The organism is Planococcus citreus, from assembly GCF_003664125.1.
GTDB lineage: Bacteria > Bacillota > Bacilli > Bacillales_A > Planococcaceae > Planococcus > Planococcus citreus.
The window spans coordinates 681,540-706,731 of sequence record NZ_RCCP01000001.1; the positions used below are offsets into that span (position 1 = coordinate 681,540).

The following is a 25,192-nucleotide window of genomic DNA, read 5'->3' on the forward strand; positions in this document are numbered from 1 at the left end:
TCCTTAGATGTCCAATAATAGTTTCGATAGGCGGTGCGATTGCTCGTCCAGCTCCTCGTGTTTTCTCACGAGATCGCCGAGTTTCCCTTTCATCGCGTCGACGTCTTTATCGTCTTCGAATTGTTCGGTGATCGCCACCTGTTCCTGTAAAACTTGGATTGTCTGCTTTAAGTTTTCGCGGTATTCCGTGCTCACCGCAAATTTCTCTTCCTTGTCTTTTAGCTTATCTTTCATCGATGCCCACCTCCTGCTTGTTCTATTCCCGTTGTGAGCCTTCAAAAACACCGGTTTTACACAAAACAAAAAAGGCCGCTCACCAACTGGTTTCGGCCTTTTTCTCGTGTTGCCATTTGAACTTAGCGAAAAGCCAGTACAATACTAAACCTGTCGCCGCCCCTGCGCTGTCGATTAAGACGTCGCGAACTTCGCCGCTGCGCCCCGGGATGAATAATTGATGGAATTCATCGGACGCTGCGTAAAGCGCGCTCAAGGCGAATGCCACAAAAACCGCGCGCTGCACGGCCATCCCGCTTTTTCCGAGCGCCCTTACGAACAGCAGCCCGAGCACGAGATACGCGAAGAAATGGGCGCTTTTCCTGAACAGTGTATGAAGTGTATCGAACTCCACCGGGACGAACGATGCGATAGCTTCAAACACTTGCCGGACGATTTCCGAACTGATGCCGCCCGAAACCCCGGCTGGCTGATGCGATAATCCAAATATAAAAATCATCCATAAGACCGGCCATAACCAGGCCAGCGATTGCTTTTTCATCCTGCCAAATCCTTTTCTTTCTTGTCGTTCTTCTATTATAACCTAGTGCGCTCAATCAACAAGTGCTTCAAGTGAACGGGTCATTTCCGCATCGATCAGGCCTTCCGAATCGACGATCAAAAATGATTCATACCGCTCCAGCTGCTCTTTCAGCTCTTTCGTCAAGCCGCTATCGCCAATCAAATACAAAGAAGCGTTGCGCCTGGCGGCAGCATTCGCCCCAGCCAAGGCATCCGTGAAATTCGATGCAGGCGCCAAAACCGCGACGCGGCGCTCGGCGTCTTCCTCTTTCGTGCGCGCTTCGATCGACAAGCGGTCAGCGGCCAAAACGATATCGCTGCGCCCCCTCATTGCTTCGGTCGTCTCGCGCGGCATACGGTTGCCTTGTGACAACAAAATCGGGTATTGGTTTTGCGCCGCAAAGACAGACGCGAGTGAAACATCCTTGAATGTCGCGCCGTCCGCCACGACCGCCCCTTCCGAATCGATGCGCTCGGAAACTAACGCCGCCGTCTCATAGCGGTTGGCACCGCCGATGCGTTCTGCCTCAACCCCCATAAAAGCCAATTCCTCCAGCTGCGTATCGGAAATGACCGGTTCGCTGCCGAGGATGATGGCGTTCGTGGCCCCGAGACGTTCGATTTCCGCTTTGGCCGACGCATTCAACTCATCATTTTCCGTGAACAATAATGGCCCGCCTTCCTGATAGGCGAGTGGCGCACCGGCTAATGCATCCGCAAAGCCTTCACCTGTCGCCAATACGACTGTCTCTGCCGAATCCCATACCGCCTCCGATAACAAAGCCGCCGTCTCGTAGCTGTCATCGCCGCTGATTTTCTTCACTGCAGCCGCTTTCGGTTCCGGTTCTCCGCTATACGCCGCAATGCCGCTGCCGCCGTATACGTACACCGTGTCGTTAATGGAAGCGAGCAGTTCACTGCCTTGCGGGACACTCTCCTTGGCCACTTGATTGCCTTTAGCATCGTAGAATTTCAACTTCCCGTCGCCCAGCACCGCTGCCCCGCCGGACGGAGACAACGCCGCCGCTTCGATGGAATGCTCCAGCACTTTATTGAAACCGCCATTTGGTGCCATCACTTGCAAGGCGCCGAGATGATACGGATTGCCGAACGCGCTTGTGCCTTGTTCCTGAAGCAACAGCAAGCGGTAATTGCTTTGCTGTTGATGGCTCAGTGCGGATTCCGTCACCACCGGGCGGTAGCGGCTCTCAAGCGCACGGAACGAAGCTGAGCGGATCGGCTTGCGCAAGCGCTCGTTTCCTTCGGCGTTCAAAAATGCCCACTCGCCCGAATTCACGAATTCAACGATTGCACCGTCTGCGTCGGTCCCGGCCAGCCGCACCTCTTCTGCAGCAGGCAAGGCTTTTTCATATATGACTCGTTCTTTGCTAAGCGACCGCGCAATCAAGGTCGGCACCATCAGCTCTTCGTTTGGTGCTTTAATATAGTAGATGATGCCATCTTTCACTGCATAAGGCTCCAGCACATGAGGCGATTGCCACTCCTTGCCTCCTGAAAGCGTACGTCCGTGAAGCACCGAGCCATCGAAATACATCAAATGGCCGCTTGAAATGGCCGCTTGCCGCAAATCACCGCCCGCCACGTCTGCGACCGGCTTGCCGTCAAGTTTATATACGAGCAAGCGTGCGCCGAGATTGCCGGTGATGATGACGTGTCCCGAATCGAACGCAACATCCGCACCGGATCCGCTCATCCGAAAACCGTCCGCAAGCGTAAAGGTTCCGGTTTCTTTGCCATCCGCTACATCATGCACCGACACTTCATTTCCGGAAATCACGACAAATGCCCGGTCGCCGATTGCATACTGTGCACCTTCAAGCTCTTTGCGCCACAATTCCTTGCCTTCTGCGCTATAGCTGACGATTGCTTGCGGCCCCAACTGGCTCTCGAGCACTGCGATGACTTGTTCATCCACCACTGCGAGCTCTCCTGCCTTGACGCCGTCCGGGAACTTGGCCAGCTCCCGGTACTCCGTTTCTGCCGCGAGCGCTTCATGCGTTAAGATGCCCGCCCCGCCCGCCGCTGCAAGCAAGGCGATGCCTACGATTTGAACCTGTTTCATGTGCGTCCCCCTCTTCTCCTGGCTGTCTTCTTTCAGCTTAATGATAGAAGGTTAAGGAAATGTTAAAAAAACGAGAAAACGCCCTGCCTGGATTGCTCGAATCCAGATAGGGCGCATATGGCTTCATACCGTTTCTTCGCGTTTCGGATGCGGCTGCGTGATATCGACCGCATATACTTCGATTTTATTGACCATCAAATCTTTGATCCCGTAGACTGGGCGTTCGCGGTTTTCAACGTCCGCAACGTATTCATTGAGCTTCTCCTGTAAAAAGACGCCGACTGGCTTATCGGAATCCGTGATTTGAGACGCCGCATACTGGAATGAAGTCTCGAAAAACAGATTGGAGATTTCGATCGCCTTCAGCGTGTCTTCGTCCTTATGTAAGCCCACCACTTTGTAGTAATTGCCGTACTCATCGCGCACCAAATCCTGTTGTTCGATGTTCTGCATGCTCATCAAAATTCCTCCTTCAATTAGTCTCGGTTGAATTGCCTCCGTTATTCCTATAGACGGAACGAAGGGTGCTTAAACAAATTTCCATTAGCGAGAACCGCTTGAGGTGAATGAATTGAAAATGAGTAAAGTATGGCTGCTTATCGTTTATGCTTGCTCCAATCATAAGGCTCTTTCGCCCAGCCCCAAATTAAACACATGACAAATACGATAATCCCGAACAGCAGGCTGTTTCCCCATTGGATTTCACCACCGGAAAGAAGATCCTTGAAAGAATTGAATTTAAAATGAAGCCCTCAGCGCTTTCATCCGTATAGTTACATAGAGGTGAGCATAAATGACTTTCCATTCGAAAATCGATTCTTTTTTTATCCGTTTCATGTTGGCAGCTATCCTGTTCATCGCCGCCGTTTCGTTTATTCCATTGTTATTCGAAGGTGCGCCGTTTTCAGCTTTCGTAATCGTCACGGCTACTTTTGTAATCACCACTGTACTCATCTTGTGGATCACCTTCGCCATCCGTTACGTTTTCCTTGAACAGCATTTGCTCGTGAAAGCTGGTCCTTTCAGAAGCCGCATTCCTTACACAAGCATCTTAAAAATCACCCCGACACGCGATATTTTCACGGGCTACCGCCTGTTGTCATCGCGGGATGCGCTGGAACTGATCAACAACAAGACGATGTTCGGGACCGTGAAAATCTCACCGGAAAATCAAGATGCGTTTATAGCAGAGCTGAAGAAGCGTTGCCCTGATGTGAAGCTTGATGAAAAATTTTTCGGCCAGGCATCCACCAGCGAAAAACCATAGTATGATGAAAAGAATAGAATGTTTTTCAATCGGAAGGAGCGCCTTTATGCCACATTGCCAAAACTGCGGGTTCAAATGGAGCTGGAGCGACATGATCAAAGTCGCACTAAAAGGAAACATGCCTTGCCCGAATTGCCAAAAAGACCAATACGTCAAAAGCGGCCGGAATCTCTTCGGGGCATTTTTGGTCGTCATGCCCTTTGTGCTGCTGTATTCCTATCTTACTTCCAATTTCAGTTTCAGCTGGCCATTGGCAATTACGGGTTTCATTTTTTATATGACGCTAGGTACGGTCATGGGGCCATTCTTCTATAGATTATCGAATACTTCTCGAAAAAGGTAAGAAGTGGTATTTTCCGAAGCTTATCGCTCGCTTTCCGTGGGCTCGCGCCCAAGCCTCCTCAGCCGCTTCGCGCCTTGCGGGGTCTCGGTCGTCTCGCTGATCCACAGGAGTCGAGCGAACGCTTCTCCAAATACTTAGATAGGTCATTGATGTTGAACGGCAAAAAGATGGTTCCATTTTAATTCATAACTGATTAATAGACTTCTTCAACACTGTAAATAAAAACAGCCCGAGGGCTGTTTTTTTAATGCATTCTATTTCTTCATTACCCCAATGACCCGCCCGTTGATGTAGACATCTTCACTGCGCATCATGATCGGTTCGAATTCGGGATTTTCCGCAACGAGCAGGATCTCGCTGCCCATCGGCATATACTTTTTCATCGTCGCTTCGCCGTCGATGACTGCGATGACGATGTCGCCGTTCGACGCCGTATTTTGCTGGTGGACGACGACCATATCGCCTTTATCGATGCCGGCACCGGTCATGCTGTCCCCAGTCACCGTCAGCAAGAAGCTGTCTTTCGGCGACACGAGCCAGTCACGCGGCAAGCTGTGCGCCGTTTCGTAACTTTCAGAAGCAAGCGCGGGAATGCCCGCCGCGACGTTTCCGATGAGCGGCACTTCCGCCAATTCGTGCACTTGGATCAATACGTCTTCGCCCGCTTCACGCACTTCGATGTCCGCACCCGGTTCTTGGGCGTATTCGTAATCGCGGCCGTTCTTCAAGTTTTTATACAAGCTGCGCTGCTTCGTGTCCGGCAAAAAACGTGCCTGGCATTTCGGCAAGTCCTGTACTCCCTCGCCTTGCCGGTCGATGATCTTCACCGATAAGCCGTCTGTCGCGATTCCGTAAAACGCCCGGCTGTCCGCTTCCAAATAACTCTTCAGCTGATTCACGGCGTCGGCAATACCCGTGCCGAAACGTTTCACTTCGGCGATAATATATGGCCGCGCTTGGCCGTCCGCATGAATTTCCACGGCGATATCACAATAGCCTTTTTTCGAAAATTGCTGGACCGGGTATTCGAGCTGCATGAGTTCATACGGATATCCGTACGTCTCGTGTAGTTCGCGGATGAGCCACTGTCGGGTCAGTTCCTCTTTGGAATGCAAATCGACCAATTGATCGGCCAAGCGGTAATCGGTCATGCTGATGGACTCGAATGGGCGGAGCGCAGCGTCTTTTCGCATGCGCAAATGCTTGCGGTCGATTTCCTTGATGAATTTCGACGGCTTTTTCACCGACGACATATACAATAGTTCATTCGCGCGCGTCATGCCGACATACAATAGCTTGCGTTCATCGGAATCGATCGTCTTCTGGTCTTCGGCGTCATCGTAAAGCTCCATCGGGATGACACCTTGATTCAAATCGATGAGGAAAATGACTTTGAATTCCAGCCCTTTGATCGAATGCATCGTCACGAGCTTCACTTTGTCCGATTCGAAATCCGGCTCCTTGCTCTGGAGGATCTCACAGGCAATGCCTTTGGCCGCCAAATCCGCTGCGGCGCTTTCGACGGAGCGCTTGCCTCGCGCGACGATGCACATCTCGGACAGACGGTAATCGCCGCGAAGCCGCTCGATTTCCTCTGCAAGAAAAGCCACTTGCTGCTCGGGCTGCATGAAGAACTGGTAAATCGGCGGATGGCCGTGGCGGTCAATGAGCGCCGGTTTGACGAAATCGACATTCGACTGGATCGTTTCGTCCGCTTCGATCAAATCGAAAGCGGCTTGCGAAATCTCCGTCGTCGTCCGGTAGTTCTTGCTCAAGGTTCGCGATTTCCCGCTCATGTCATAGCCGATTGTCGTATACGGCCGCCCTTTGCCGAGCCAGGAATCCGGATAGATGCTTTGCGTATTGTCCGCCACGAACATTAGCGAAGAATGCGCTTTTTCCTTATAAAGCTCCTTCAGGAATTCCAGCTGCACGCGCGTCAGATCCTGGCTTTCATCGATGATGATATGGGTATACTTGCCGCCGTTCGAGCGCCTCACTTCATCAAGCGCCAGCTCGTTCATTTGCTTGAATGAAACGAGGCCTTCTTTTTCCAGAAGCTCGCGGTACAATCTCGCCACTTCAAACACCGCTTCACGGGTCGGCGAATTCTTCAATAATTTCTGCGGCGTCCCGCTATTTCCGGAAGCGCGCCCGATGCGGTCCACCGATTGATAGGTCTCGATATCTACCATCGCGCAAGACGTGATCCACTCCGCCTCGTCTTTCAAGAACTTCATATTTTTCGGCGTCAGCAGCTATCACATCCGGATGGGATTTCTTCACTTCGTGAATCGCTTTCGTCAGCACTTGCCATTCCTTATCGCCCGGCGCAATGGCCAGCTTGCGTTTCGTGCGCTGTAAATATTTCATGAACTGCCCGTACATGAGCGAATCGATCGTCGCGATCTTCACTTCCGCATTTGACGCAAATAACCGTTCCGCCTCGCCAGCAGCTGCATCCGCCAAACGTTCGTATTGAAATTTTATGTAATTGAGCAAAGTCTTGTTGTACGTCACCAATAAAATCTGGTCATCTTCCTCGTGGCAATAATGATCCATCAAGAAATGGATCCGCCGAATCGCCACCGTCGTCTTGCCCGATCCGGCCACCCCTTTGACCAACATTGGCCCGCCCGGCTCCAATTCCACAATGCGCCGCTGCTCCATATTCAACTTCATACTCCGCACCCTCCCCATTTACAACTTATACCTTTATTCTAAGAATATTGTCATGCAATAGCAAGGTCTTGCTGCATTCATTCATGGTTATATTTAAGTTGTGTCTCTATGTCATGCTGACAAACTCTATTTCTTTTATTAAAATGGCGCACATTACAATTAGCGGGCACTATCTCATAATTTATTCCCATTAATTTGGATTAATTTTAAAATTAAGGGTATACATATATTTAACTCATAAAAGCAAAGGAGCCAAACAATGCCTCATTGTGACAACTGCGGAGCCAAATGGACTTGGAGCGACACTTTTAAAATTTCATTTTTGAACAAACGCAAATGCCCGAATTGCGCGAATATGCAATACCCTAAGACAAATGCTAACGCAAAGAAACTTTACGCAGCCTGCGCCTTTTTATTCGCAGTGAGTATCCTACTCCCCTATTTGGATGTTCCGCTCAATATGTTCACCCTTTTTGTTACGATCTACTCCTGCTCACTTATTATCGCATTGCCCTATGCCATTCAACTCTCCAATCAACCAAAAATCCGCTGAAGGAAGGATACATTTTATGCCACACTGCCAAAATTGTAATTTCAAATGGAGTTGGAAAGATGTCATGGTGCTCAGTCTGAAAGGCAAAAAAGAATGCCCCAACTGCAACAAAAGACAATATATATCTCCCGCATCAAACTTCTGGGTTACGTTCTTTACTTCCATGGCTTTTATCCTTCCCACAAGCTTTCTTCGTGCTTATTACGAAATTAGCTCGTCATGGATTTTTCTTGCCATACCGATTTACTTACCGCTTGTTTTGCTGGTGCTGCCTTTCTTCTATAGGCTATCGAGTACCCGGAAACGATTCGGCAAAACGATCGAATAATCACTTGCTTCAAGCTGACTTTCAAATCAATGAATATGCGATTGCCGGAAAGGATGAACCCTATGCCCCGTTGCCAAAATTGCGGATTCCAGTGGGACTGGAAAGATATGTTCAAACTTAGCCTTAAAGGGAAGCAGGAATGCCGAAACTGCCATGTCCTTCAATACCCTTCAAGAAAATCGAATTTCTGGAGTTATATGCTGTTTCTCATCCCGTTCATTCTGATATCCAATTACTTCATCGTCTATCGGGAAGCCGGGTTGCTGTTTCTTCTCCTGCTCTTCCTTGTGTATGTCACGCTTGCTTCGCTTTTGATCCCGTTCTTGCTCAAGCTATCGAACACGAAGAATACGATGCTGAAATCCTAAAAGGTTTCCAAGTCGAATCACCAATTGCATGAGCCGCTTGCAGCCTATTCTCATGCTTTAACTGTTCTGATCCGTCTACAAATATAAAAAGCTTAGGAATTGTTCCCAAGCTTTTTTTAAGTATTGAAATTAATAAGGCTAATATTTTGTAAATAGGATATAAAATAGAACATGCAACAGTTCGGAATGCTATTTGTATTGGCTTTATTTTATCGCTAAACATGCTTATTCCTATAAAGACTGTACCGCAACATACTCACTGTCATGGCAGTTACACTGTATCCCCACAGAACCAAAGCTGCTCATGTCGTGGATTTCTTACTCTACATCGCCTTCCCACGACGACATACCTTCCGATACATTCACTACATCGTATCCTGCTTCATTCAAAATGGCGCTCGCTTCCTGGGAACGGTTACCCGACTGGCAAATCACCACATACTGTTGATCTTCCGACAAGCCGGAAAATTCCTCTTCCCGAAGCGTGCTGAGCGGCTTGTTCTCCGCGCCGACAATATGCGCCTCTTCGTACTCATATGGCTCCCGCACATCGAGCACCGTATAGCCCGCCTCCTGCTTCGCCGCCACTTCCTCAATCGCAATCGTCTCGTATTCGCCATTGCCGCATGCCGCAAGCAGCAACACAAGTAGTATCGCCATCAAGCCCATCATTCTTTTCATCTTGCGTCTCCCTTTCCTATCGTTCTACTCGAATTGTATGAAATTCCGTCGTTGATTACTATTTATAAGCTCAAAAAAACACCTGAACAAAACTGTTCAGGCGTTGACTTTGGGTGTCTCTGGATGCAAATAGCTGTCAATGAACTGCGTCGCTTCTTCAAGCGTTTTGTATTCCCACGCCATGCCGTTGGACATGTCGCGAATGACCAATCCCCCCGTGCTTGGCTCACACTGAACGATAAGCGTTTTGCCGTCTTCGGAGTTGAAAGTCTGGGTAATACGCACGCCGCGATATTCGAGAAGCGTGGATAAAAATGTGCGGATACTCTCTAACTTCATACGGAACGCCCCTTTCAGGTTTGTGGTCCGTGGCTCGAAATCCGTGCAGTCTTATGCTACTCCACAATATCATATTCAGAATAATTGCACGAGAGACTTTTTTCCTCTTTATGGACTAGAAAGCTCTACAAGAAATGAAGCGAATAGGTCCTCTTCCACTGCCATCTCCCAAATCGCGGAAGCCTCTTCCGTTTCGAGTAGTTCCTTTAGAATCGTCTTTGCGGCCAGTGGCTGATGCCTTGCTGCTTGCGCGCGCGCCAGTTCATACTTCGCCGGCACAAAGCCCGGCATATCCGCAAGCAGCGGCTCGATCATCTCTTTTGCCCGCTGCCCGTGGCGTTTCGTCGAATAGCTCGACGCCCTTGCGAGAATCAGCCATTCCGCGTAATGCATTTCTTCCGGCAAATTGTCTTCCAGTTCCATACGCATTTCGCATTCCATCGACTCCAAAGCATTCCATTTGCGGATATAAAGGTCCGGATTGAATGGTTCCAATGCAATGGCGGCATCTAATTTCTCGAGTGCGCCAGGGATATCCTCTAAAATTTCCAGCGCTTCGCTCCACCAGGCGAGCATTTCCGCATCGAGCGGCGCCGTCTCCCCATACTCACGGAAGCGATGGATGACCGTTTCGTAATGCTTCGGTTTGCCGGTCTCTTCCGCCAATTGAAGTTCGGCAAAAATCAGCATGCGCTGCGCTTCTCCAGGTGCTTTCGTTTTCGCATAAGGTTTCAATTCATCGACCGCTTCCTTTGCCATGCCGCGGTTCAAATAAAACTGCGCCAACTGGATCGCTGCGTCTTCGCTCTCCGGTGCCAGCTTGGCGGCGGTTTCGCACAACGTGATGATAGTACTTGCGAACATCAAGCGTTTGCTGCGGTGGCGCATGCGTTTAATGATGCCGGCAGGCGGTTGTTCTTCCAACTGTTCAAGACGCTCCATCATTGACTCGGCTGCAAGGACATATGCGGCTGCCTGGCCCTCTGCCGGCAGCCATTTCTGTAAATTGCGCTTAAGGAACGGAATCTTTCCGAGCGCTTCCAGTGTCAGCACATATTCGCCGTACAATTCCTCTTCGTCCGGCGCTTCCAAAAGCAGCTTCTTGAGCTCGTCCAGCGCGCGTTTATGTTCGCCGTGGCGATTCAAAAATTGCACATATTGGAAACGTGACGGGAACGCGTTCGGTTCTTCATTTGCCTTGTGGAAATATGTCTCCGCCATCTCGAGGTCGCCCGCTGCTTCATGGACATGTGCCCGTGCGGCATACAACCACTCCGCCGGCACTTGGTCTTCAATCCGGTCGAGCAAACGGTTTAATTTTTCGATATCGGCAGGCGTCGCAGCAAACCCAACTAAGTCCGGCAAGACAGCGGATAACGGCTCGGCTGCGATAAAATCCAGCGCTGCCGCAAATGCTTTTTGGTTTTTCCCAGTTTCCCGGTAGCAGCGCACTAACCCGCCAAGTGCCGGCGCGTAACCGGCTTCCTGTCCAGCCGCTTGCTCGTAACAGGCAATGGCCTCGACAATGTCGCCGTTCGTTTCCGCCAGCTGCCCTTGTTTGGCGAGCGCCAACGGGAAATTCCCTGCCGACTTATACAGATGCCTCGCAAAACGCGGATTGCCGGCCAGTTCGTGAAGTTCCGCTTCCAGACAGAGAATTTGCGGCGCGCCGATCTTGCGCAACTTTTTCAATCCAGCGATGACGCGGTGGCGTAGGCTTGGGGCCGCGCCGAACTCGCTATAGCGTTCAGCGAGCATATACAAATCTTCGCCTTCGGAAAGCTCAAATCCGTCTTCAATGAGTTTCAAAGCTTCCCCGGCAGACGCTACGTCCTCTGCTTGTTCCAAGATCAATTCGGCAGCTCGGAGACGGTAGCCGGCATCGGCCCGTTCCAGCCTTTGTATCAAAAACGCCAACGCTTCCTTGCCGCGCTTTTGGCCGTATAGAGCCTGCGCGATGTGGACAGGCGTGAACAAATCCGTGGGATCCAGTTCATACGCACGCCTGTAGGCAGCCTCCGCTTGTTCGAATTGTTGCTGTTCGATCGCGATATGGCCAAGATACGAGTGAAGAATGTCTTGATTCAACTCTTTCTTCAAGGCGTCTCCAATGATTTTCTGCGCTTCCGCCCAGCGTTCTTTCTCCATGAACAGTTCGGCCATGCGCAAATACGCAAAAGGCTGTTCTGAATCCAGTGCAAGTGCATGGCGGTACTGCTCCAAGGCTTCTTCCGTTTTGTCGAGCGCTTGCAGGCAACGGCCCATTTCATAGGGGAAATAGCCATCTTCCGGATGGTTTTGGTTCAATTCGGCAAAGCGGCGGTACGCCTGCTCGACAGCCCCGTACTCATACTGGATGAGGGCGTGCGTAATTTGTGCGTACATGTCTTCGGGCAATTGGCCGATCGCGATTTTCGACCATTTATAGGCCTGGAAAATGTGGCTGCCTTCCAAATAGCAGCGCGCCAAATGGCTATAGGCGAGCGGCTGGTAATGATCGAGTTCGATCGACCGTTTCAATAAAGGAATCGCTTGTTCCACTTTTCCTTCATTCATGGATATGGCCGCTTTTAAAAACAGGGCATACGGGCTTCTCGCGTGTGCCGGTTCTGTTAAAGCGGAGAGCGCTTTACTGCCTTGATCTTTTTGGAAATACAGATGCGCTTCCAGTAATTCCAGTTCCGCATCATGTGCGTCGAACTCCGCCCGCAGCCGTTCCAGCCACTTTTCATGCCATTCAACGGACTGGCCAGCAAGCGCCATCGTCAATCCGATCACCGCTGCATAGCGCTGTTCTTCGTGCTGCTCCAAAAAGTCCACGAATTGCGCTTCATTGAGCGGCTCGACATCGAGAAGTTCATAAATTTCTTTAAAGAACAGGTGATCCGCCGGGTCCAGCGTCTCCAGCAATTCATTACGGGAACCGTCCACAAACGCCACGCTCAGGGAATCGGTCATACGGAACATTTTCGGCACTTCGTCATAAGCGACGAGGAACGGCCCCAAGTCATTCGGGTCTTGGATGACGAGCGCTTGCAGACGATCGTCGTATCCGACCACGACCTGCACGTGCGCACTGTTTTCGATCATCATGCTGAGCAGCACCGGAACGCCGGCGTCGATGAAAGTTTTATAACGTTCGATTGTTCCTTTAAAATAACGCGCAGTGAAGCCAAGCGTTTCCATATAAGACATCGTCGTCTGCAATTTCGAACCCGTCACATCAAAGACGTGCGCGGCGATGTCGTCTTGCGTCGCCTTGCGCCCGAACGCCTGCAAAATCAGCGACAGCGAAGCCGGGACGCAATAATTGAGCTTCTGCACTTCAGGCGTCAAGGACAGCTTTTTATGTGTCCCATTCGGCTTGATTTCAGCTTTCGTATAAAGGCTGTCTTTCAACTCGCGGGGATGTGTGGCAACCCAATGGCCCAGCTCCTCGAAACGCTCGAGTTCGTACAAGCAATGCGCCGTTAAATGAATGAACATTTTTTTGCGCGAATGAAAAGGATTGGCTTCAAGAACCGCCTGCATTTCATTCAGGACTTCTTCAAAACGGCCCAGCTGATGCAGCCTGGCAATCTGTTCCGTGCGAAAAGCGTGGACATGCGGAAATTCAGCAGCGGCTTGAATCAATAACTCAAGCGATTGTTCCGGCGCCCCTCGCATCGCCAACAGGTCCGCATACAACAAGTGGATGCTCGTGCTCCAGCGGCTGTTTGTATCCGGCAGCGCACTCAATAGAGTTTGTTCCGCAAGTTCCCAGTCTCCGCTATGGATAGCGAAAAACGCTTCCTGGTCCGGGCGCGCCCCACCGAGCTCCTCGATGCGCGCCAATTGCTCGGCAGCCTCTGGGATACGGTTTAATTGGCAATAAACTTTCATCAATAAATGATGCGCATGCATCAATTCTTCATCTTCATAAGCATCGGCATGAATGCCTTGCAGGCGGGCTAAAATCCTTTCCTCTGCTTCCAGGCTGCGCCCGTTTTCCATAAAACGCACGCAATGCCATGCATAGGAACGCAAGCTTCCGAAACGCTTATAGCTCACCGTCGCCAGCAAATTGCTATAGCCGTACAAATCGGATTCATCCGCCATGCGGATCAAGCGGTAAAATTCCTCTTCATTCGGAATGCTGGCCAAAAACTCCTTTGCCGCACGCAGCGACTTCTTCTTCCATAACTCCCCGATAACGCGGACCAAATCATCCGCCGTCTCGATGTGAACAGTCGCCATCATCTCTCTATCCCCTTTGGTTTTCTTCTATATAATATGGATATTCATTTTTCGTAAACTGGTTATCTTTCTTTCATTTCCACAACCATTCCTTAAATGGTGCGCCGGGATTCTTGCGGAACTGGCGTTTTCTCGATCGTGGCCTGCGAGATTTTTTTATGGAGCTGGCTCAATAAATAAAGCCCCCTGAACATGCAGCCGAACAGGATGCCGAAAGCCAATATCCCGCCATATAACGGCCCGAACATGAACAATATATAGCCCAATAGCGAGCTGAAAAGTATAGACCAAAATAATTTCATGCCATTCCTCCTAAAGTATCTATTCAGCACACGGGGTTAACCCCGAAATTCATCAGAAATCTACTTCATTATCATGAGATAAACCAATCAACTTATTATATATTGGCGGGTTCTAGGCCGCAATGACTATTTCGAAAGATAGCGGCATAATAAAATCCGCCCTTGTCGACGTGACAAAGGCGGATCATTGGTTTCTTCTATTATTAGACGGTCAATCCGCGTGCTTGGCGGAATTCAGTGATGCGCTCATCTTTGATGATGCCGTCTTCGATGACGATGGCATTCTGGACCATTTCGGACATATGGCCTTCAAGTAACTCGTCGAGCATTGGCGCAAAGCCGGTGCTGAGTACTTTCGTAATCGTGTGCGGGAACATCGCCGGCGTGTTGTCGACAGCGTAATGAATGATTCCGTCCACAGTGTAGACCGGGTTGTCGATCGTCGTCGGTGTCGAGGTTTCGATCTCGAGTTCCGGGTCGCAGCTGACGTCGATAATCATCGCGCCTTTTTTCAAGCGCTTCAGGTCTTCGCGGTAGATGATGCGGTCGGTGCGCGTCGTGTCCCACATGATGCAGTTGACGAGCACATCGTAATCGACCATCTTCTCGCGGAACAAGGCTTCAGCGCGGCGGCCGTAAACGTCCACTTCTGCACCAAGTCCATGAAGGATGCGCATTGCGCCTTTTGCCGTATGGCCGTTTCCGAGAATCGCGACACGCGTCTCATACGGCATCTTGCCGCAATGCTGGTAAGCCTGCAGCACAGCCGCTTCTCCTGCCACTTCACGGTTGCGATAGAAAATATAACGCCCGCCTTCGAATAACTCTTCCCAAGCGACAACCGTATGCTTGCCAGCAATCGCGCCATCCGTGAACTTAACGTCCTGGATCGCATGCGCCCAGCCGATCAACAACTTGCCGTCTTCCAATTGATCGAAATAATCCGCAAAGCCCAATTTCACATCGACAATCGCGTCGCAAGACAAGACTTCATCACGCATGGCGATATGAACGCCCATCGCACGATAATCCTCATCCGTCAGGCCGAGTACCTCGCCGTAGCCTTGCTCAAAATACAAGCGCTCCGGATGTGCCACTTGCTTCAAATCTGCCGGCAAAATCGCCCGCCGCTTCTCGTTATTCTTGCGGCTAATTACAAAACCCATCGTCTTCAAAATCCATTCCCCCATTTTCTCTCGGCAAAGCCGTTAAACCCATATTATCATGAAAACCCTTTCAACAGCGTATTCTGACAGTGGTGATTTTTGAGGCGGATATGGCCGTGCAATCCACTCAAAAAAACCGTTTCCCCAGATTCCAGGAAGACGGTTCCCACTCGTTGCCATCGATTTCCACTGCCTTTAACGGAAAAGCTCAAATGGTCAGTCCAACATTCACAACAACGGATTTTCCCTTCAATTCGTATTTAAGCCCCAATGGACGAGCCTTTCCGCTTCGGGACTCCATTTCACTCCGGAAAAATCCTTATTCGTTGCATTGAAAATCGCCGGTCTGCCGATCGAATGGTATTCGATAGCATGGGATTTCACCATTTCCAACCCAAAACAATTCCGGCCATCGATCACCAACGGGCGCTTCATGCCCGCAAAAACATTCAGGTCCGCATTCTTAATTTCATCCCATTCTGTAACAATCAATGCCGCATCACTGCCTTCGACTGCAGCCTCGAGAGAATTTGCATACACGATGGAAGGATTGAGTAAAGCTTTAGCCTTTTCAGTCGCCACGGGATCGAAAGTAACCACTTCAGCGCCTTGCTTAAGTAGTTCTTCGATGATGAGCAGTGAAGCCGCTTGACGCATATCGTCTGTCTTTGGTTTAAACGCAAGCCCAAGGACGGCCACTCGCTTCCCGGCGAGGGAGTCAACACAGGCATTGAGCTTTTCAATCAGCAGCAATTGCTGTTTGCGGTTGACATTGACGACGCCTTTCAATAATTCGAATTCATAATTGACATTGCCCGCAATTTGGATCAAAGCTTCGGTATCTTTTGGGAAACAGGAGCCGCCATAACCGATGCCCGCTTTCAAAAACTGATGGCCTATCCGGCTGTCCATCCCCATTCCCGCTGCGACATTTTCAACATTGGCGCCGACCAATTCACAAATATTGGAAATCTCATTGATGAAACTGATTTTGGTCGCCAAAAAGGCATTCGACGCGTATTTGATCATCTCTGCGCTGCGCGTATCGGTATGGAAAACTGGTACCCCGAATGGTTCGTTGATAGCTTCTACAATCCGCGCACTGGGTTCATCATCCGAACCGATGACAATCCGGTCTCCATAAAAAGTGTCCTGAATCGCCGACCCTTCCTTCAGGAACTCCGGATTGGACACGACAGCTATTCGGGCACGCCCCTTCACAGCGGCTTCGACCAATTGTTTGATTTTATGGTTGGTGCCTACCGGGACGGTGCTTTTCACGACGATGACGATATCATTTTCAATATGGTCCGCAATATCTTTTGCTGCTTGTTCGATATACGTCAAATTGGCTGAACCGTCTTCATTTTCCGGAGTGCCGACTGCAATGTAAATTACTTCAGCCTCCTTGAAACCCGACTGTGGGTCACTCGTGAAGTTGAGCCGTTTGGCAGCAATGTTCCGTGCCATCAAATCACCAAGGCCCGGTTCATAAATCGGGGAAATCGCTTGTTTCATCTGCTCGACTTTTTGAACATCGACATCGACACACATCACTTCATGTCCGATATCCGCCAACGTCGCCCCTGTCACCAGGCCGACATATCCAGTCCCGATCACCGATATTTTCATGTCGATCACTCCTCGGCCTAGCTTGTTTTTGTCATTGCCCGCATCCTTAACAATTCAATCATCATCTCCTGAACTTCATCGCCCAACGCCGGGTTATCCAGGGCAAACTCAAAAGTCGTACGGAGAAAGCCCATCATCTCCCCGACATCGTATCGCTTCCCTTCAAAATCATAGGCAAAGACATCCTGGATCTGGTTGAGTTTTTGGATAGCATCGGTTAGCTGCACTTCCCCGCCTGCGCCAATTTCCTGCTCCTCCAGGAAGCGGAAAATCTCCGGCGTTAAAATGTACCGGCCCATAATTGCCAGGTTGGAAGGGGCGGTGCCGGGCACCGGCTTCTCGATGAAATTCCGGACATCATAGCAACGCCCACTCTTGCGTTCAGGATCTATGATGCCGTAGCGATGCGTTTCGCTTTCGGGCACCGTCTGCACCCCAATGATCGACGCCTGTTTTTCATCGTATTTATCGATCAATTGCTTTAGGCATGGTTTTTCCGATTGCACGATATCATCCCCCAGCAGGACAGCGAAAGGTTCATTCCCTATGAATTTCCGGGCGGTCCAAACGGCATGCCCAAGCCCTTTCGGTTCTTTCTGGCGGATATAATGAAGTTCAATCTTGGAGCAGCTCTGCACTTTTTCCAATAATTCGATTTTGCCTTTTTTGATCAGATTATCTTCGAGTTCGAAGTTCGTATCGAAATGATCTTCAATCGCGCGCTTTCCTTTCCCGGTCACGATGATGATGTCTTCAATCCCCGACCGGACCGCTTCCTCGACAATGTATTGAATCGTCGGCTTTTCCCCGATTGGCAGCATCTCTTTCGGCATGGCCTTGGTCAATGGCAGAAAACGCGTCCCTAAACCCGCAGCGGGAATGATCGCTTTCGTTACTTTCTTGTTCATGTCTATTCCTCCTCCATTGCTTGGCCGCATAAGGCCCCATGCTCATTTAAAGATCAGCTTCCGTTTTCCTGGCACCGGATAATTTCCGCTATTGATTTTCTCGAATTGCCTGTACATGAACAGCAAGACTCTCCGGTTCATGAACGTCGTGCCATATAACATCAGGTTTTTGCCGGTCGATTCTGTCCTGGCTAAGCCATCGACTAAAATGCGGCGCGCCAGATTGATGGTGTCTTTGTCTTGTTTAATCATGCCGACCCTGAAAATCGTCTTAGCGATTTTAATGCTGAATTTCTGGAAAGTGTCTTTTCCCTGCTCTTTCGCTAATTCTTTGTAATTGTGGTAGATCTGCATGTGGCCGCGAATCACCGAATCGACGTTCGTGGAAATTCGTTCACCAGGGTGAAGATAATATAGCACCGAGGAATCTTCCACAAAACCGAAGCGGGTAATCTGTGCTAAACGGATATAGAGGTCCCAATCCTGGCAGCTGGGAAGCGACGAATCGAATCCACCCGCCTCTTTCAACAGGGGTCTTTTCACTAAGATAGAAGAAGTGGTATAAATGCAATTGGATTCGATCAGTTTGCTCAATAGACCCCCTTGATATTTCGGAATTACCTCTTTCACTAAATAATCGCCTTGATAGACTTTCATCCCTGTATAGACTACGCCGACATCCGTCTGCTTTTGGAACACTGCCATCTGCTTCGCCAATTTATCGGGCTCCCATTGGTCATCGGAATCCAAAAATCCGATGTATTCACCTGATGCGTGGCGAATGCCTGTGTTCCTGGCTTCACCTCCGCCTTTGTTCACTTCATGTTTGAGGTAAGTGATGCGGCTATCCCCAATGCTTTTCACGGTTTCCTCTGTCCCATCAACTGAGCAATCGTCCACGATGATTATTTCGATGTTTCCATAGGTTTGATTCTGGAGACTTTTGACTGCTTCTTTCAGCAGTTCGGCGCGGTTGTAGGTCGGGATAACAATGCTGACTTTCTCTTGGACATCCTTCATTAGGCAACACTCCCTCACTTCAAGATTGCTTCTCAAATCTCTGCTTTTTTGATGAACATGCCTTTCACTTCCTGAAGCAATTTACGTTCAAACAACAGCATCAATCCTCCGTATACAAATGCCCCCGCCAACGTGCCCGTGACGATCATCCTTCCATCCGCAATTCCTGAAATGGACGCAATGATCACCACCAAAACCGTCGCCATGACAGCAGAATAGCCAAGCGGGATGAAAATAGCTTTCAGTAAAGGAGCGATAGCAGGCCCGATAATCCAGCGAATCCGGAGCCAGTAATTGATGAAAAACAAAACGAACCGCAACAGCGCCATCGCCGATGCCACCAGAACGATACTGCCGCTCAAGCTGGAAAGATAAGCGACTAGCGGTACCACGAACAACAGCGACAATTGCCAATAGAAACTCCATTTGACCTTGCCGACGGCGACGAACAAGCTGCCGCTCGGATTGCCTAGCGCCCTGAACAAAGCGTAAAGCGAAAGGATTTGGACAACCGGTATCGCCTCGCCCCAGCCGTCCCCCAAAAGCATCGGGATGACATAAGGCGCCAACACAATGAGCCCTCCGTATAAAGGCGCATTCAACGCCATGATCAGCTTGATGATGAACAAATAAGCTTTTCTCAAACGCAATCGATCTTTCTGGATCTTGGAGAAAACCGGGAACGACACTTTGGTAATCATCGGATTGAGGCGTTGGATTGGCTGCATGACAATATTCATCGCCATGCTGTAATAACCGAGGATTTGGGGGCCGAGCATGATGCCGACGACAATCTGGTCGATTTTAGTGTTGAAGAAATTGGCCGTATTTGCTGCCAAGCGATACATGCCGAAATTAATCAATTCCTGAATGTCTCCCCAAGCGAACTCCCAGTGCGGGCGGGTCCCGCTGTCGCGGAAGCCGTGTATGGCCCATGGCACAGTCTTGAAAACCGACATGGTGATAAATCCGTATACCAATGACCACGCCCCCAAGCTGAAAAAGATGGCCAGAGTCAATGTCACAAGGGTCCCCGCGAGATTCGACAGGATTTCATACTTGCCGATGTCCTTGAAGTCCAAGCTTTTGGTAGCAATGGTCTGGAACTGGGCGCCAAATGGAATGATGGCAAAACTGATGCCGATCACGCGGATATAGCCCTCCAGTTCGGGCTGGTCAAACAAAGTGGCGATTACAGGCGCTGCCAGTGCCATGAGCAGGAAAAGGACAGTCCCCAGGCCGATCGAAAACCAATACAGGCTGGACAATTCTTTCTTGCTGATTTTTTCTTTTTGAATAATGGCGTCCGTGATACCCATATCCATGTACATTTGGGCAAATTGAATGACGATCTGTATGACCGCGATGGCTCCAAACACCGCTGCCCCCAGCACTCGCCCGAGCACCACCAATTGGATTAATTGGAGGATGCCCACAATTGCCATAGTCGCTCCGGTAATCTTAACGCTGTCCACAGCTTTCGTTTTCAAGGATGCCATAAGCCTGACCTCAGATCGCGATTAATTTAAGATTTTTTTCCACACTTTTTTCCGGTGTGCGCCCTTGATGCCATAAGGTTTATCTCCCTCAAAATCAACCGGGAAGCCAAGCAGGTCGAATGTTTTCAGGCTACTTTCGGGTAATTGGTCGTAATGATAGAGGAATTCAAAATCGATCACTTTCAGCCCTTCACGCGTGATCAATAGATTGCCCGGATGAAAATCAATTAACGCACATCCTTTATGATAGAAAAAGTCGCTGATACCGTAGATTTCTTCCTTATAATGTTTTTTCAGCATTTTGTTCTTTGCCCGTTCATTGTTCGAGAATCTCACAGTCTCGAAATAGGGGATGATGATATAATTATCCCCACTGTCCAAAAGCTTCGGGATGAATTCCCGTTCATTGCTTAGCTCACCGTAAACATACTTCTCGCGATTCAAGAACCGTTCTTTTCCGGCTTTATAGGTTTTTTTAACGGCTTTAACGCCATTGAAGTCGATGATTTCCACTTTAGCCCGCCGTTTATTCTCTGAAATGTCCTTGATCACTTTTTCTTTCGTCCGGTACTTTTCATCCCAGTTCCGGATGGTTTCTTCCACTTCCTGGAATACCTGAGGCACGACGGAATGGATATACTCCAATGCTTCAATTTCATCGTCCGAACTGTGGAGCGCATTCGCCTGTTGCTCTTTGCACAAATTCGAGTTGATCTCTTTCCGCAATTTTTCCTTCAATAGATAATGCTCATTGGAAACGTAAGGATATTTCTTTCGCTCCTTTGCCTTCAACGCTTTAGGGTGGTAATCGTAGACAATCAATAAAGCGGCCGGTTCGCCTCCACTGACAGGCCACGGCCCCTTGCCCCAATTGCCGCCCCGCAGGTTTTGCGCTGCTTTTTTTCGCTCTTCTCCTTCCAGCTCGATCAATTTCACGACATTCAATCCGGCGTTTTCGAACCAATCCGCGATATAGCCGTTCAAGCCTTTTTCACTCGCCCATTCGCGGATGACAAAAACCATCAATTCACCATTTTTCTCGAAATTCATTTCATCGGCCTGGACAATCGATTCGAGCCAATGGCCGTTTCCTTGACTGAGCTTACGGATGGTATCAGTTGCCGGTGACCAGCCTTGCTGTTTCAAAAAGCGGTGGCAATCGGTCAAGTTCATGGCCAGTTCTACAACTCCGTTCTCTTTTGCCATTTCCTTAAGAATACGGGGATAATCGTGTTCGGTTTGCCGCTTGCCTCTGCCCCCTTCAAAAATGGGAAGACCAGATTCCTCGCCTTTATGGTAGACTGCGTGATACATCAGGCTGAGAAAGCGATGCCTGCAATCCGGAATGTAAAAGCGGCTGTTCCAAAGCTCTCTGCTCAAGACAATTTCCCGCGCAAGATGCGGCCGGTAATAAGCCATTTCTCGATAACCGCTTCCCGTCAAGCCGCTTTCACTATACACGTCGAATGGTACAATCCCTATTCGCTCATCCAGGATTGCGTGCACTTTGCCAATGGCTTCATCGGAAACCAGTAAATCGATGTCTTCATCGATGTCCGTAAACGGGATTTCCTCATGCCAACGCAACACAACATAAGGCACTTCTTCCTTGTTCAACCGCCCAAAGAAGTCATCCGGGCGAATGTCCGGTGAAAGGTAATGGCGGGCTGCCTCTTTCTTGATATGCCTCCGTTTAAAAACAATCACCCGCTGCATGCCCCGGCCGGCCATTTCGAAGTTCTCAAAACTGAAATCCCAGCGCCTGTTTTTGTATTGAAGCATAGCGAGGAGCGGCCGAAAAGTGAACTTGTTGAACCATTGATTGGGCCGATAAATGATCCACTCTGCCCGTGAGCGAAAAGCATTGACCAAAGTTTCGAAATCGGCACCATCCAAGAATAGGAGTTCCGCATTGTTTTTATGTGCTGCCTTTTTCGACTCATGCCAGTAAAGGCCCGGTACTGGCTTATTCATAGCAATCCCTAAAAAATTCGAAAACCCACGTTGTGACAGCTCTTCTTTCAACACCAAATCTTTCGCATTGAAATGCAAAATCCGGAGATCGGCCCTTCCTTGGAAAGCGTCTGCTATATAGCTGCTTAAAGTTGCCTGTTGTTCCATTCCTCCACCCTCCCCCACGCGAAATCCGCAAATTCATTTTTATCCAAAGCTTTTCGCCGGCACAGGCTTAAAATTATTCAAGATGACGCCAATCAGCTGAGAACCTGACGAAGCAAGGATTTCTTGTGCTTTCAGTACTTGTTTTCTATCGGTTGCCCCGGAATGGATGACCAGAATGCTTCCATCACATTTGTTTGCAATGATCTGGGCATCGACGGCTTTCAAGAGGGGGGGAGAATCAAAAATGACAATGCCATAAGTTTTCGCCATCCTGTCCATCAGCTGTGCCATCGTATCCGAACTCAATAATTCGGAAGGATTCGACGGAACGGGACCGGAAGAAAGCAAATCAAGGTTTTCAAAAGCGTTTTTTTGGATTGCCGCTTCCATGCCCATTCGGCCCTCCAATATAGTTGATAAACCTGCCTTGTTTTTTAATCCAAAGCTTTCATTCGCTGTCGGGTTTCTCAAATCCCCGTCGACCAAGAGCACTTTTTTCCCTTGCTGAGCGTAAACAACTGCAAGATTCGCAGCGACCATCGATCTCCCTTCCCCTTCTGCCGAGGATGCAACAAGAAGCGAACGAAATTCACCAGGAACAGAAGATAAATTCAGATTAGTGCGCAACCTCCTGAATTCTTCGGAAATATGCGAGTGGGGCGTTGTGGCAACGACCAATTCATTATCTATCCTGTTTTTCCTTTTAATCATCATGGGCTAAGCCTCCTTTTCCTGCAGTCCCACTTTTGCTGAAGCGAGTTCTTCTTTGACGCCGTCAATGGGGGGAATGTTTGCCAGTACAGGCACGCCAAGAAGATTCCGGACATCTTCTTCGTCCTTTATGGAAGTGTCCAAATAAGCGAGCAGGAATGCAGCACCGATCCCAAACATAAATCCTACTGCCAATCCGACGATGATATTGAATATCGGCTCAGGTGATACTGGAATCGCATCGTCATTGACGACCGCCGGCGAGAGAATCTTCACATTATTGCTGTTCATAAGGGTTTTTACTTCTTGCTGGAAAATCGTCGCTGTCGCATTTGCAATTTCTACCGCATTTTTTTGGCTGGAATCTATTACGGTAATGTCAATCAGCTGGGAGTCTTCAGCAGAATCCACTTTAATCTGCGATCTCAATTCTTCTTCAGGAGCCGTAAATGGCAATTGCTCACTGACCTTCCCTAAAACTGCTGTGCTTTTGATCAAACTGCTATACGTGTTGACTAGCTGCAGATCCGCCTTGATGTTCTGCTCGGTCAATTCCTGTGTCTCTCCGGCTTCCCTGCTGACCAGCAATTGCGTCGTACTTTGGTACAGCGGGGTCATAAAGAAATAAGAAATCACTCCAGCCACTACAGCCCCTGCAAATGCCATCAACAGAATCAAGCCAATAAAACGTTTCCCTATCCCGAAAATTTGGCGAGCGTCCATTTCCCCCTTCATCCCTACCACTCCATTCCGTATCATTTTAATGGGTTAAAAGATTTAGTTAAAAAGAATAAATTTATATTTATTTATTTTTTATAGCCTATTATACATATTTATGATATTTTTTAAATATAAATTTTTTAATTTTCAGATATTTTAATATTACATGAACCGTTGTGTTAAAAAATGACTCCTACTCTTTTTCAAGAAAGGTTGATGGAGATGCGCAATCCCGACACTTTGATGCCCCAAAAGCAGGCTTCTTCTTTTTATTTATGGCTCGTTTTCCTGATCATGGCCAGCAGTTCCATCGTCTTGATTGAACCTGCACCTGTAGACTTTGGCCTTATATTTTTGCTCGTGGCAGGAATCCTGTTTCAGCGGCTCAGATTCTCATATGCCAATCTAACCCCGGCTCTTCTTTTTCTTTATTTATTTGTAGTCGCGAGCCTCATTTCGATGTTCGAACTTCCTCACACTTTGCTCGGGGTGCGGGATTTCGCCATCACTTTCTATCTGATCCTGTCTTGGTTCCTCTATATCGGCATCATTGAGATGTATGGCCAAAAGGCGGTAAAAATCCTATTCTATGGCTATACATTGGCCGCCGTGTTTTCAGCGGCCATCGGCATCCTCACGTTTTTCGGCATTATTCCTTGGCAAGAAATTCTTATGAAGTTCAGCCGCGTCAAAGGCTTATTCAAAGATCCGAATGTGTTCGGCCCATTCCTCATTCCCATCGCCCTTTACGCTTACTCGTTAATCGAACAGCCTAAAGGAAAACAGAAGGTGATTTGGCCAGCCATATTGGCGATTTTAATTTTCGGCATCTTCCTCAGCTTCTCCAGGGCTGCCTGGGGTAATATGGTGCTATCCCTTTTTCTCTATACAGGCCTGCGTTTCTTATTGGAGCCATCCATGAAAGTCATAGGGAAATTTTTATTGACCTTAGTATTGCTATTCGGCATTTTCAATTATGTGTTGAGCATCCCCCTGGTGAACGAGATGTTCTATGAACGTTTTGAATACCAATACTACGACGATGACCGCTTCAGCAACCAGGCTACAGCGGTCGGGGTCGGGGCATCCAATCCATTGGGCATCGGGCCAGGGCAATACGAGGAAACGATCGGCTATGCCACCCATAATTCTTTCTTGCGGGTATTATCGGAAAATGGCCTTGTCGGCTTTATTGGCTATACCGGATTCCTGTTGACGACCTTATACCGGTCCTTAAGGATTGTCTTGGTTACGAAAAGCCCTCTATCCATCGTCATTTTCGCTTCCGCTGTCGGCTTACTGTTCAACGGCATCGTGGTAGACACTTTGCATTGGCGCCATTTCTGGTTTATTTATGCACTTCCTTGGGCGTTCCCGTTGCCCAAAAAATAAAATAGTTTTTCATTTAAAAGCAATACTTCGAATGGACAGGCCCGCG

24 protein-coding genes are annotated in these 25,192 nt (G+C 49.0%); 6 read left to right on the forward strand and 18 right to left on the reverse strand.

The window, feature by feature from the left end:
• Positions 1 to 3: 3 nt before the first annotated feature.
• The 4 genes from DFR62_RS03465 to DFR62_RS03480 form a co-directional block, all read right to left on the reverse strand.
• Positions 4 to 234: a hypothetical protein gene (locus DFR62_RS03465; RefSeq protein ID WP_121298072.1), complete on the reverse strand. Its 231-nt coding sequence runs from the start codon at positions 232 to 234 to the stop codon at positions 4 to 6.
• Positions 235 to 313: 79 nt separating this feature from the next.
• Complete coding sequence (locus DFR62_RS03470) at positions 314 to 775, reverse strand: VanZ family protein (protein WP_121298073.1); 462 nt, start codon at positions 773 to 775, stop codon at positions 314 to 316.
• A gap of 51 nt (positions 776 to 826) precedes the next feature.
• Positions 827 to 2,878 carry a cell wall-binding repeat-containing protein gene (locus tag DFR62_RS03475; RefSeq protein WP_121298074.1) on the reverse strand — a complete coding sequence of 684 codons (2,052 nt, stop codon included), beginning with the start codon at positions 2,876 to 2,878 and terminating at the stop codon, positions 827 to 829.
• 123 nt (positions 2,879 to 3,001) lie between these two features.
• Entirely contained in the window at positions 3,002 to 3,337 is a 336-nt protein-coding gene (locus DFR62_RS03480) for a hypothetical protein (RefSeq protein WP_121298075.1), read from the reverse strand.
• Between the two features lie 334 nt (positions 3,338 to 3,671).
• Here DFR62_RS03480 and DFR62_RS03485 point away from each other — a divergent pair, with 334 nt between their 5' ends.
• Both DFR62_RS03485 and DFR62_RS03490 read left to right on the forward strand, forming a co-directional pair.
• Positions 3,672 to 4,145, forward strand: coding sequence for a PH domain-containing protein (locus DFR62_RS03485; protein WP_121298076.1), 474 nt, complete (start codon positions 3,672 to 3,674; stop codon positions 4,143 to 4,145).
• A gap of 46 nt (positions 4,146 to 4,191) precedes the next feature.
• A complete protein-coding gene (locus tag DFR62_RS03490; protein ID WP_158290836.1) occupies positions 4,192 to 4,488 on the forward strand; it encodes a TIGR04104 family putative zinc finger protein in 297 nt (98 codons plus the stop codon).
• Positions 4,489 to 4,742: 254 nt separating this feature from the next.
• On the opposite strand, the gene lexA is transcribed toward DFR62_RS03490, so the two are convergent.
• Positions 4,743 to 6,728, reverse strand: a complete 1,986-nt coding sequence (lexA, locus tag DFR62_RS03495; protein ID WP_241663148.1) for a transcriptional repressor LexA — start codon at positions 6,726 to 6,728, stop codon at positions 4,743 to 4,745.
• Positions 6,625 to 7,170, reverse strand: a complete 546-nt coding sequence (locus DFR62_RS17490; protein WP_241663149.1) for a UvrD-helicase domain-containing protein — start codon at positions 7,168 to 7,170, stop codon at positions 6,625 to 6,627. Before DFR62_RS17490 ends, lexA begins: the two co-directional genes overlap by 104 nt.
• Before the next feature lie 259 nt (positions 7,171 to 7,429).
• Between DFR62_RS17490 and DFR62_RS17615 the strand changes: the two genes are divergently transcribed.
• The 3 genes from DFR62_RS17615 to DFR62_RS03510 all read left to right on the forward strand — a co-directional run bounded on the left by DFR62_RS17615 (position 7,430) and on the right by DFR62_RS03510 (position 8,419).
• Complete coding sequence (locus DFR62_RS17615; RefSeq protein ID WP_121298078.1) at positions 7,430 to 7,723, forward strand: TIGR04104 family putative zinc finger protein; 294 nt, start codon at positions 7,430 to 7,432, stop codon at positions 7,721 to 7,723.
• Positions 7,724 to 7,739: 16 nt separating this feature from the next.
• Positions 7,740 to 8,051, forward strand: a complete 312-nt coding sequence (locus tag DFR62_RS17620; RefSeq protein ID WP_158290837.1) for a TIGR04104 family putative zinc finger protein — start codon at positions 7,740 to 7,742, stop codon at positions 8,049 to 8,051.
• A 62-nt stretch (positions 8,052 to 8,113) separates the two neighbouring features.
• Entirely contained in the window at positions 8,114 to 8,419 is a 306-nt protein-coding gene (locus DFR62_RS03510) for a TIGR04104 family putative zinc finger protein (RefSeq protein ID WP_158290838.1), read from the forward strand.
• 318 nt (positions 8,420 to 8,737) lie between these two features.
• Here the strand turns inward: DFR62_RS03510 and DFR62_RS03515 are convergent, their stop codons facing one another.
• The 12 genes from DFR62_RS03515 to DFR62_RS03570 all read right to left on the reverse strand — a co-directional run bounded on the left by DFR62_RS03515 (position 8,738) and on the right by DFR62_RS03570 (position 23,769).
• Positions 8,738 to 9,100 carry a rhodanese-like domain-containing protein gene (locus DFR62_RS03515; RefSeq protein ID WP_121298081.1) on the reverse strand — a complete coding sequence of 121 codons (363 nt, stop codon included), beginning with the start codon at positions 9,098 to 9,100 and terminating at the stop codon, positions 8,738 to 8,740.
• A gap of 96 nt (positions 9,101 to 9,196) precedes the next feature.
• Entirely contained in the window at positions 9,197 to 9,439 is a 243-nt protein-coding gene (locus DFR62_RS03520) for a hypothetical protein (protein WP_121298082.1), read from the reverse strand.
• Positions 9,440 to 9,547: 108 nt separating this feature from the next.
• Positions 9,548 to 13,678, reverse strand: coding sequence for a C39 family peptidase (locus tag DFR62_RS03525; protein WP_121298083.1), 4,131 nt, complete (start codon positions 13,676 to 13,678; stop codon positions 9,548 to 9,550).
• Between the two features lie 89 nt (positions 13,679 to 13,767).
• Complete coding sequence (locus DFR62_RS03530) at positions 13,768 to 13,977, reverse strand: hypothetical protein (protein WP_121298084.1); 210 nt, start codon at positions 13,975 to 13,977, stop codon at positions 13,768 to 13,770.
• Between the two features lie 203 nt (positions 13,978 to 14,180).
• Positions 14,181 to 15,143, reverse strand: coding sequence for a N(5)-(carboxyethyl)ornithine synthase (locus tag DFR62_RS03535; protein WP_121299470.1), 963 nt, complete (start codon positions 15,141 to 15,143; stop codon positions 14,181 to 14,183).
• A gap of 249 nt (positions 15,144 to 15,392) precedes the next feature.
• Positions 15,393 to 16,775, reverse strand: coding sequence for a UDP-glucose dehydrogenase family protein (locus tag DFR62_RS03540; RefSeq protein ID WP_121298085.1), 1,383 nt, complete (start codon positions 16,773 to 16,775; stop codon positions 15,393 to 15,395).
• A gap of 17 nt (positions 16,776 to 16,792) precedes the next feature.
• Complete coding sequence (gene galU, locus DFR62_RS03545; protein ID WP_121298086.1) at positions 16,793 to 17,683, reverse strand: UTP--glucose-1-phosphate uridylyltransferase GalU; 891 nt, start codon at positions 17,681 to 17,683, stop codon at positions 16,793 to 16,795.
• 42 nt (positions 17,684 to 17,725) lie between these two features.
• Entirely contained in the window at positions 17,726 to 18,703 is a 978-nt protein-coding gene (locus DFR62_RS03550; RefSeq protein ID WP_121298087.1) for a glycosyltransferase family 2 protein, read from the reverse strand.
• A 32-nt stretch (positions 18,704 to 18,735) separates the two neighbouring features.
• Entirely contained in the window at positions 18,736 to 20,202 is a 1,467-nt protein-coding gene (locus tag DFR62_RS03555) for an MOP flippase family protein (RefSeq protein ID WP_121298088.1), read from the reverse strand.
• A 21-nt stretch (positions 20,203 to 20,223) separates the two neighbouring features.
• The gene (locus DFR62_RS03560; protein ID WP_121298089.1) at positions 20,224 to 22,323 is read right to left on the reverse strand and encodes a protein kinase family protein; all 2,100 of its coding nucleotides are present in this window, start codon (positions 22,321 to 22,323) and stop codon (positions 20,224 to 20,226) included.
• A 39-nt stretch (positions 22,324 to 22,362) separates the two neighbouring features.
• Entirely contained in the window at positions 22,363 to 23,037 is a 675-nt protein-coding gene (locus DFR62_RS03565) for a CpsD/CapB family tyrosine-protein kinase (RefSeq protein WP_121298090.1), read from the reverse strand.
• A 3-nt stretch (positions 23,038 to 23,040) separates the two neighbouring features.
• The gene (locus DFR62_RS03570; protein ID WP_158290839.1) at positions 23,041 to 23,769 is read right to left on the reverse strand and encodes a YveK family protein; all 729 of its coding nucleotides are present in this window, start codon (positions 23,767 to 23,769) and stop codon (positions 23,041 to 23,043) included.
• Positions 23,770 to 23,976: 207 nt separating this feature from the next.
• On the opposite strand from DFR62_RS03570, the gene DFR62_RS03575 reads away from it, so the two are divergent.
• Positions 23,977 to 25,146: an O-antigen ligase family protein gene (locus DFR62_RS03575; RefSeq protein WP_135449580.1), complete on the forward strand. Its 1,170-nt coding sequence runs from the start codon at positions 23,977 to 23,979 to the stop codon at positions 25,144 to 25,146.
• Positions 25,147 to 25,192: the final 46 nt, after the last annotated feature.

What these genes read in the sequence shown, in the direction of transcription:
- DFR62_RS03465 (WP_121298072.1), bottom strand. Translation starts at nt 234, where the DNA reads ATGAAAGATAAGCTAAAAGACAAGGAAGAGAAATTTGCGGTGAGCACG.
- DFR62_RS03470 (WP_121298073.1), bottom strand. Translation starts at nt 775, where the DNA reads ATGAAAAAGCAATCGCTGGCCTGGTTATGGCCGGTCTTATGGATGATT.
- DFR62_RS03475 (WP_121298074.1), bottom strand. Translation starts at nt 2,878, where the DNA reads ATGAAACAGGTTCAAATCGTAGGCATCGCCTTGCTTGCAGCGGCGGGC.
- DFR62_RS03480 (WP_121298075.1), bottom strand. Translation starts at nt 3,337, where the DNA reads ATGAGCATGCAGAACATCGAACAACAGGATTTGGTGCGCGATGAGTAC.
- DFR62_RS03485 (WP_121298076.1), top strand. Translation starts at nt 3,672, where the DNA reads ATGACTTTCCATTCGAAAATCGATTCTTTTTTTATCCGTTTCATGTTG.
- DFR62_RS03490 (WP_158290836.1), top strand. Translation starts at nt 4,192, where the DNA reads ATGCCACATTGCCAAAACTGCGGGTTCAAATGGAGCTGGAGCGACATG.
- lexA (WP_241663148.1), bottom strand. Translation starts at nt 6,728, where the DNA reads ATGAAGTTCTTGAAAGACGAGGCGGAGTGGATCACGTCTTGCGCGATG.
- DFR62_RS17490 (WP_241663149.1), bottom strand. Translation starts at nt 7,170, where the DNA reads ATGAAGTTGAATATGGAGCAGCGGCGCATTGTGGAATTGGAGCCGGGC.
- DFR62_RS17615 (WP_121298078.1), top strand. Translation starts at nt 7,430, where the DNA reads ATGCCTCATTGTGACAACTGCGGAGCCAAATGGACTTGGAGCGACACT.
- DFR62_RS17620 (WP_158290837.1), top strand. Translation starts at nt 7,740, where the DNA reads ATGCCACACTGCCAAAATTGTAATTTCAAATGGAGTTGGAAAGATGTC.
- DFR62_RS03510 (WP_158290838.1), top strand. Translation starts at nt 8,114, where the DNA reads ATGCCCCGTTGCCAAAATTGCGGATTCCAGTGGGACTGGAAAGATATG.
- DFR62_RS03515 (WP_121298081.1), bottom strand. Translation starts at nt 9,100, where the DNA reads ATGAAAAGAATGATGGGCTTGATGGCGATACTACTTGTGTTGCTGCTT.
- DFR62_RS03520 (WP_121298082.1), bottom strand. Translation starts at nt 9,439, where the DNA reads ATGAAGTTAGAGAGTATCCGCACATTTTTATCCACGCTTCTCGAATAT.
- DFR62_RS03525 (WP_121298083.1), bottom strand. Translation starts at nt 13,678, where the DNA reads ATGATGGCGACTGTTCACATCGAGACGGCGGATGATTTGGTCCGCGTT.
- DFR62_RS03530 (WP_121298084.1), bottom strand. Translation starts at nt 13,977, where the DNA reads ATGAAATTATTTTGGTCTATACTTTTCAGCTCGCTATTGGGCTATATA.
- DFR62_RS03535 (WP_121299470.1), bottom strand. Translation starts at nt 15,143, where the DNA reads ATGGGTTTTGTAATTAGCCGCAAGAATAACGAGAAGCGGCGGGCGATT.
- DFR62_RS03540 (WP_121298085.1), bottom strand. Translation starts at nt 16,775, where the DNA reads ATGAAAATATCGGTGATCGGGACTGGATATGTCGGCCTGGTGACAGGG.
- galU (WP_121298086.1), bottom strand. Translation starts at nt 17,683, where the DNA reads ATGAACAAGAAAGTAACGAAAGCGATCATTCCCGCTGCGGGTTTAGGG.
- DFR62_RS03550 (WP_121298087.1), bottom strand. Translation starts at nt 18,703, where the DNA reads ATGAAGGATGTCCAAGAGAAAGTCAGCATTGTTATCCCGACCTACAAC.
- DFR62_RS03555 (WP_121298088.1), bottom strand. Translation starts at nt 20,202, where the DNA reads ATGGCATCCTTGAAAACGAAAGCTGTGGACAGCGTTAAGATTACCGGA.
- DFR62_RS03560 (WP_121298089.1), bottom strand. Translation starts at nt 22,323, where the DNA reads ATGGAACAACAGGCAACTTTAAGCAGCTATATAGCAGACGCTTTCCAA.
- DFR62_RS03565 (WP_121298090.1), bottom strand. Translation starts at nt 23,037, where the DNA reads ATGATGATTAAAAGGAAAAACAGGATAGATAATGAATTGGTCGTTGCC.
- DFR62_RS03570 (WP_158290839.1), bottom strand. Translation starts at nt 23,769, where the DNA reads ATGAAGGGGGAAATGGACGCTCGCCAAATTTTCGGGATAGGGAAACGT.
- DFR62_RS03575 (WP_135449580.1), top strand. Translation starts at nt 23,977, where the DNA reads ATGCGCAATCCCGACACTTTGATGCCCCAAAAGCAGGCTTCTTCTTTT.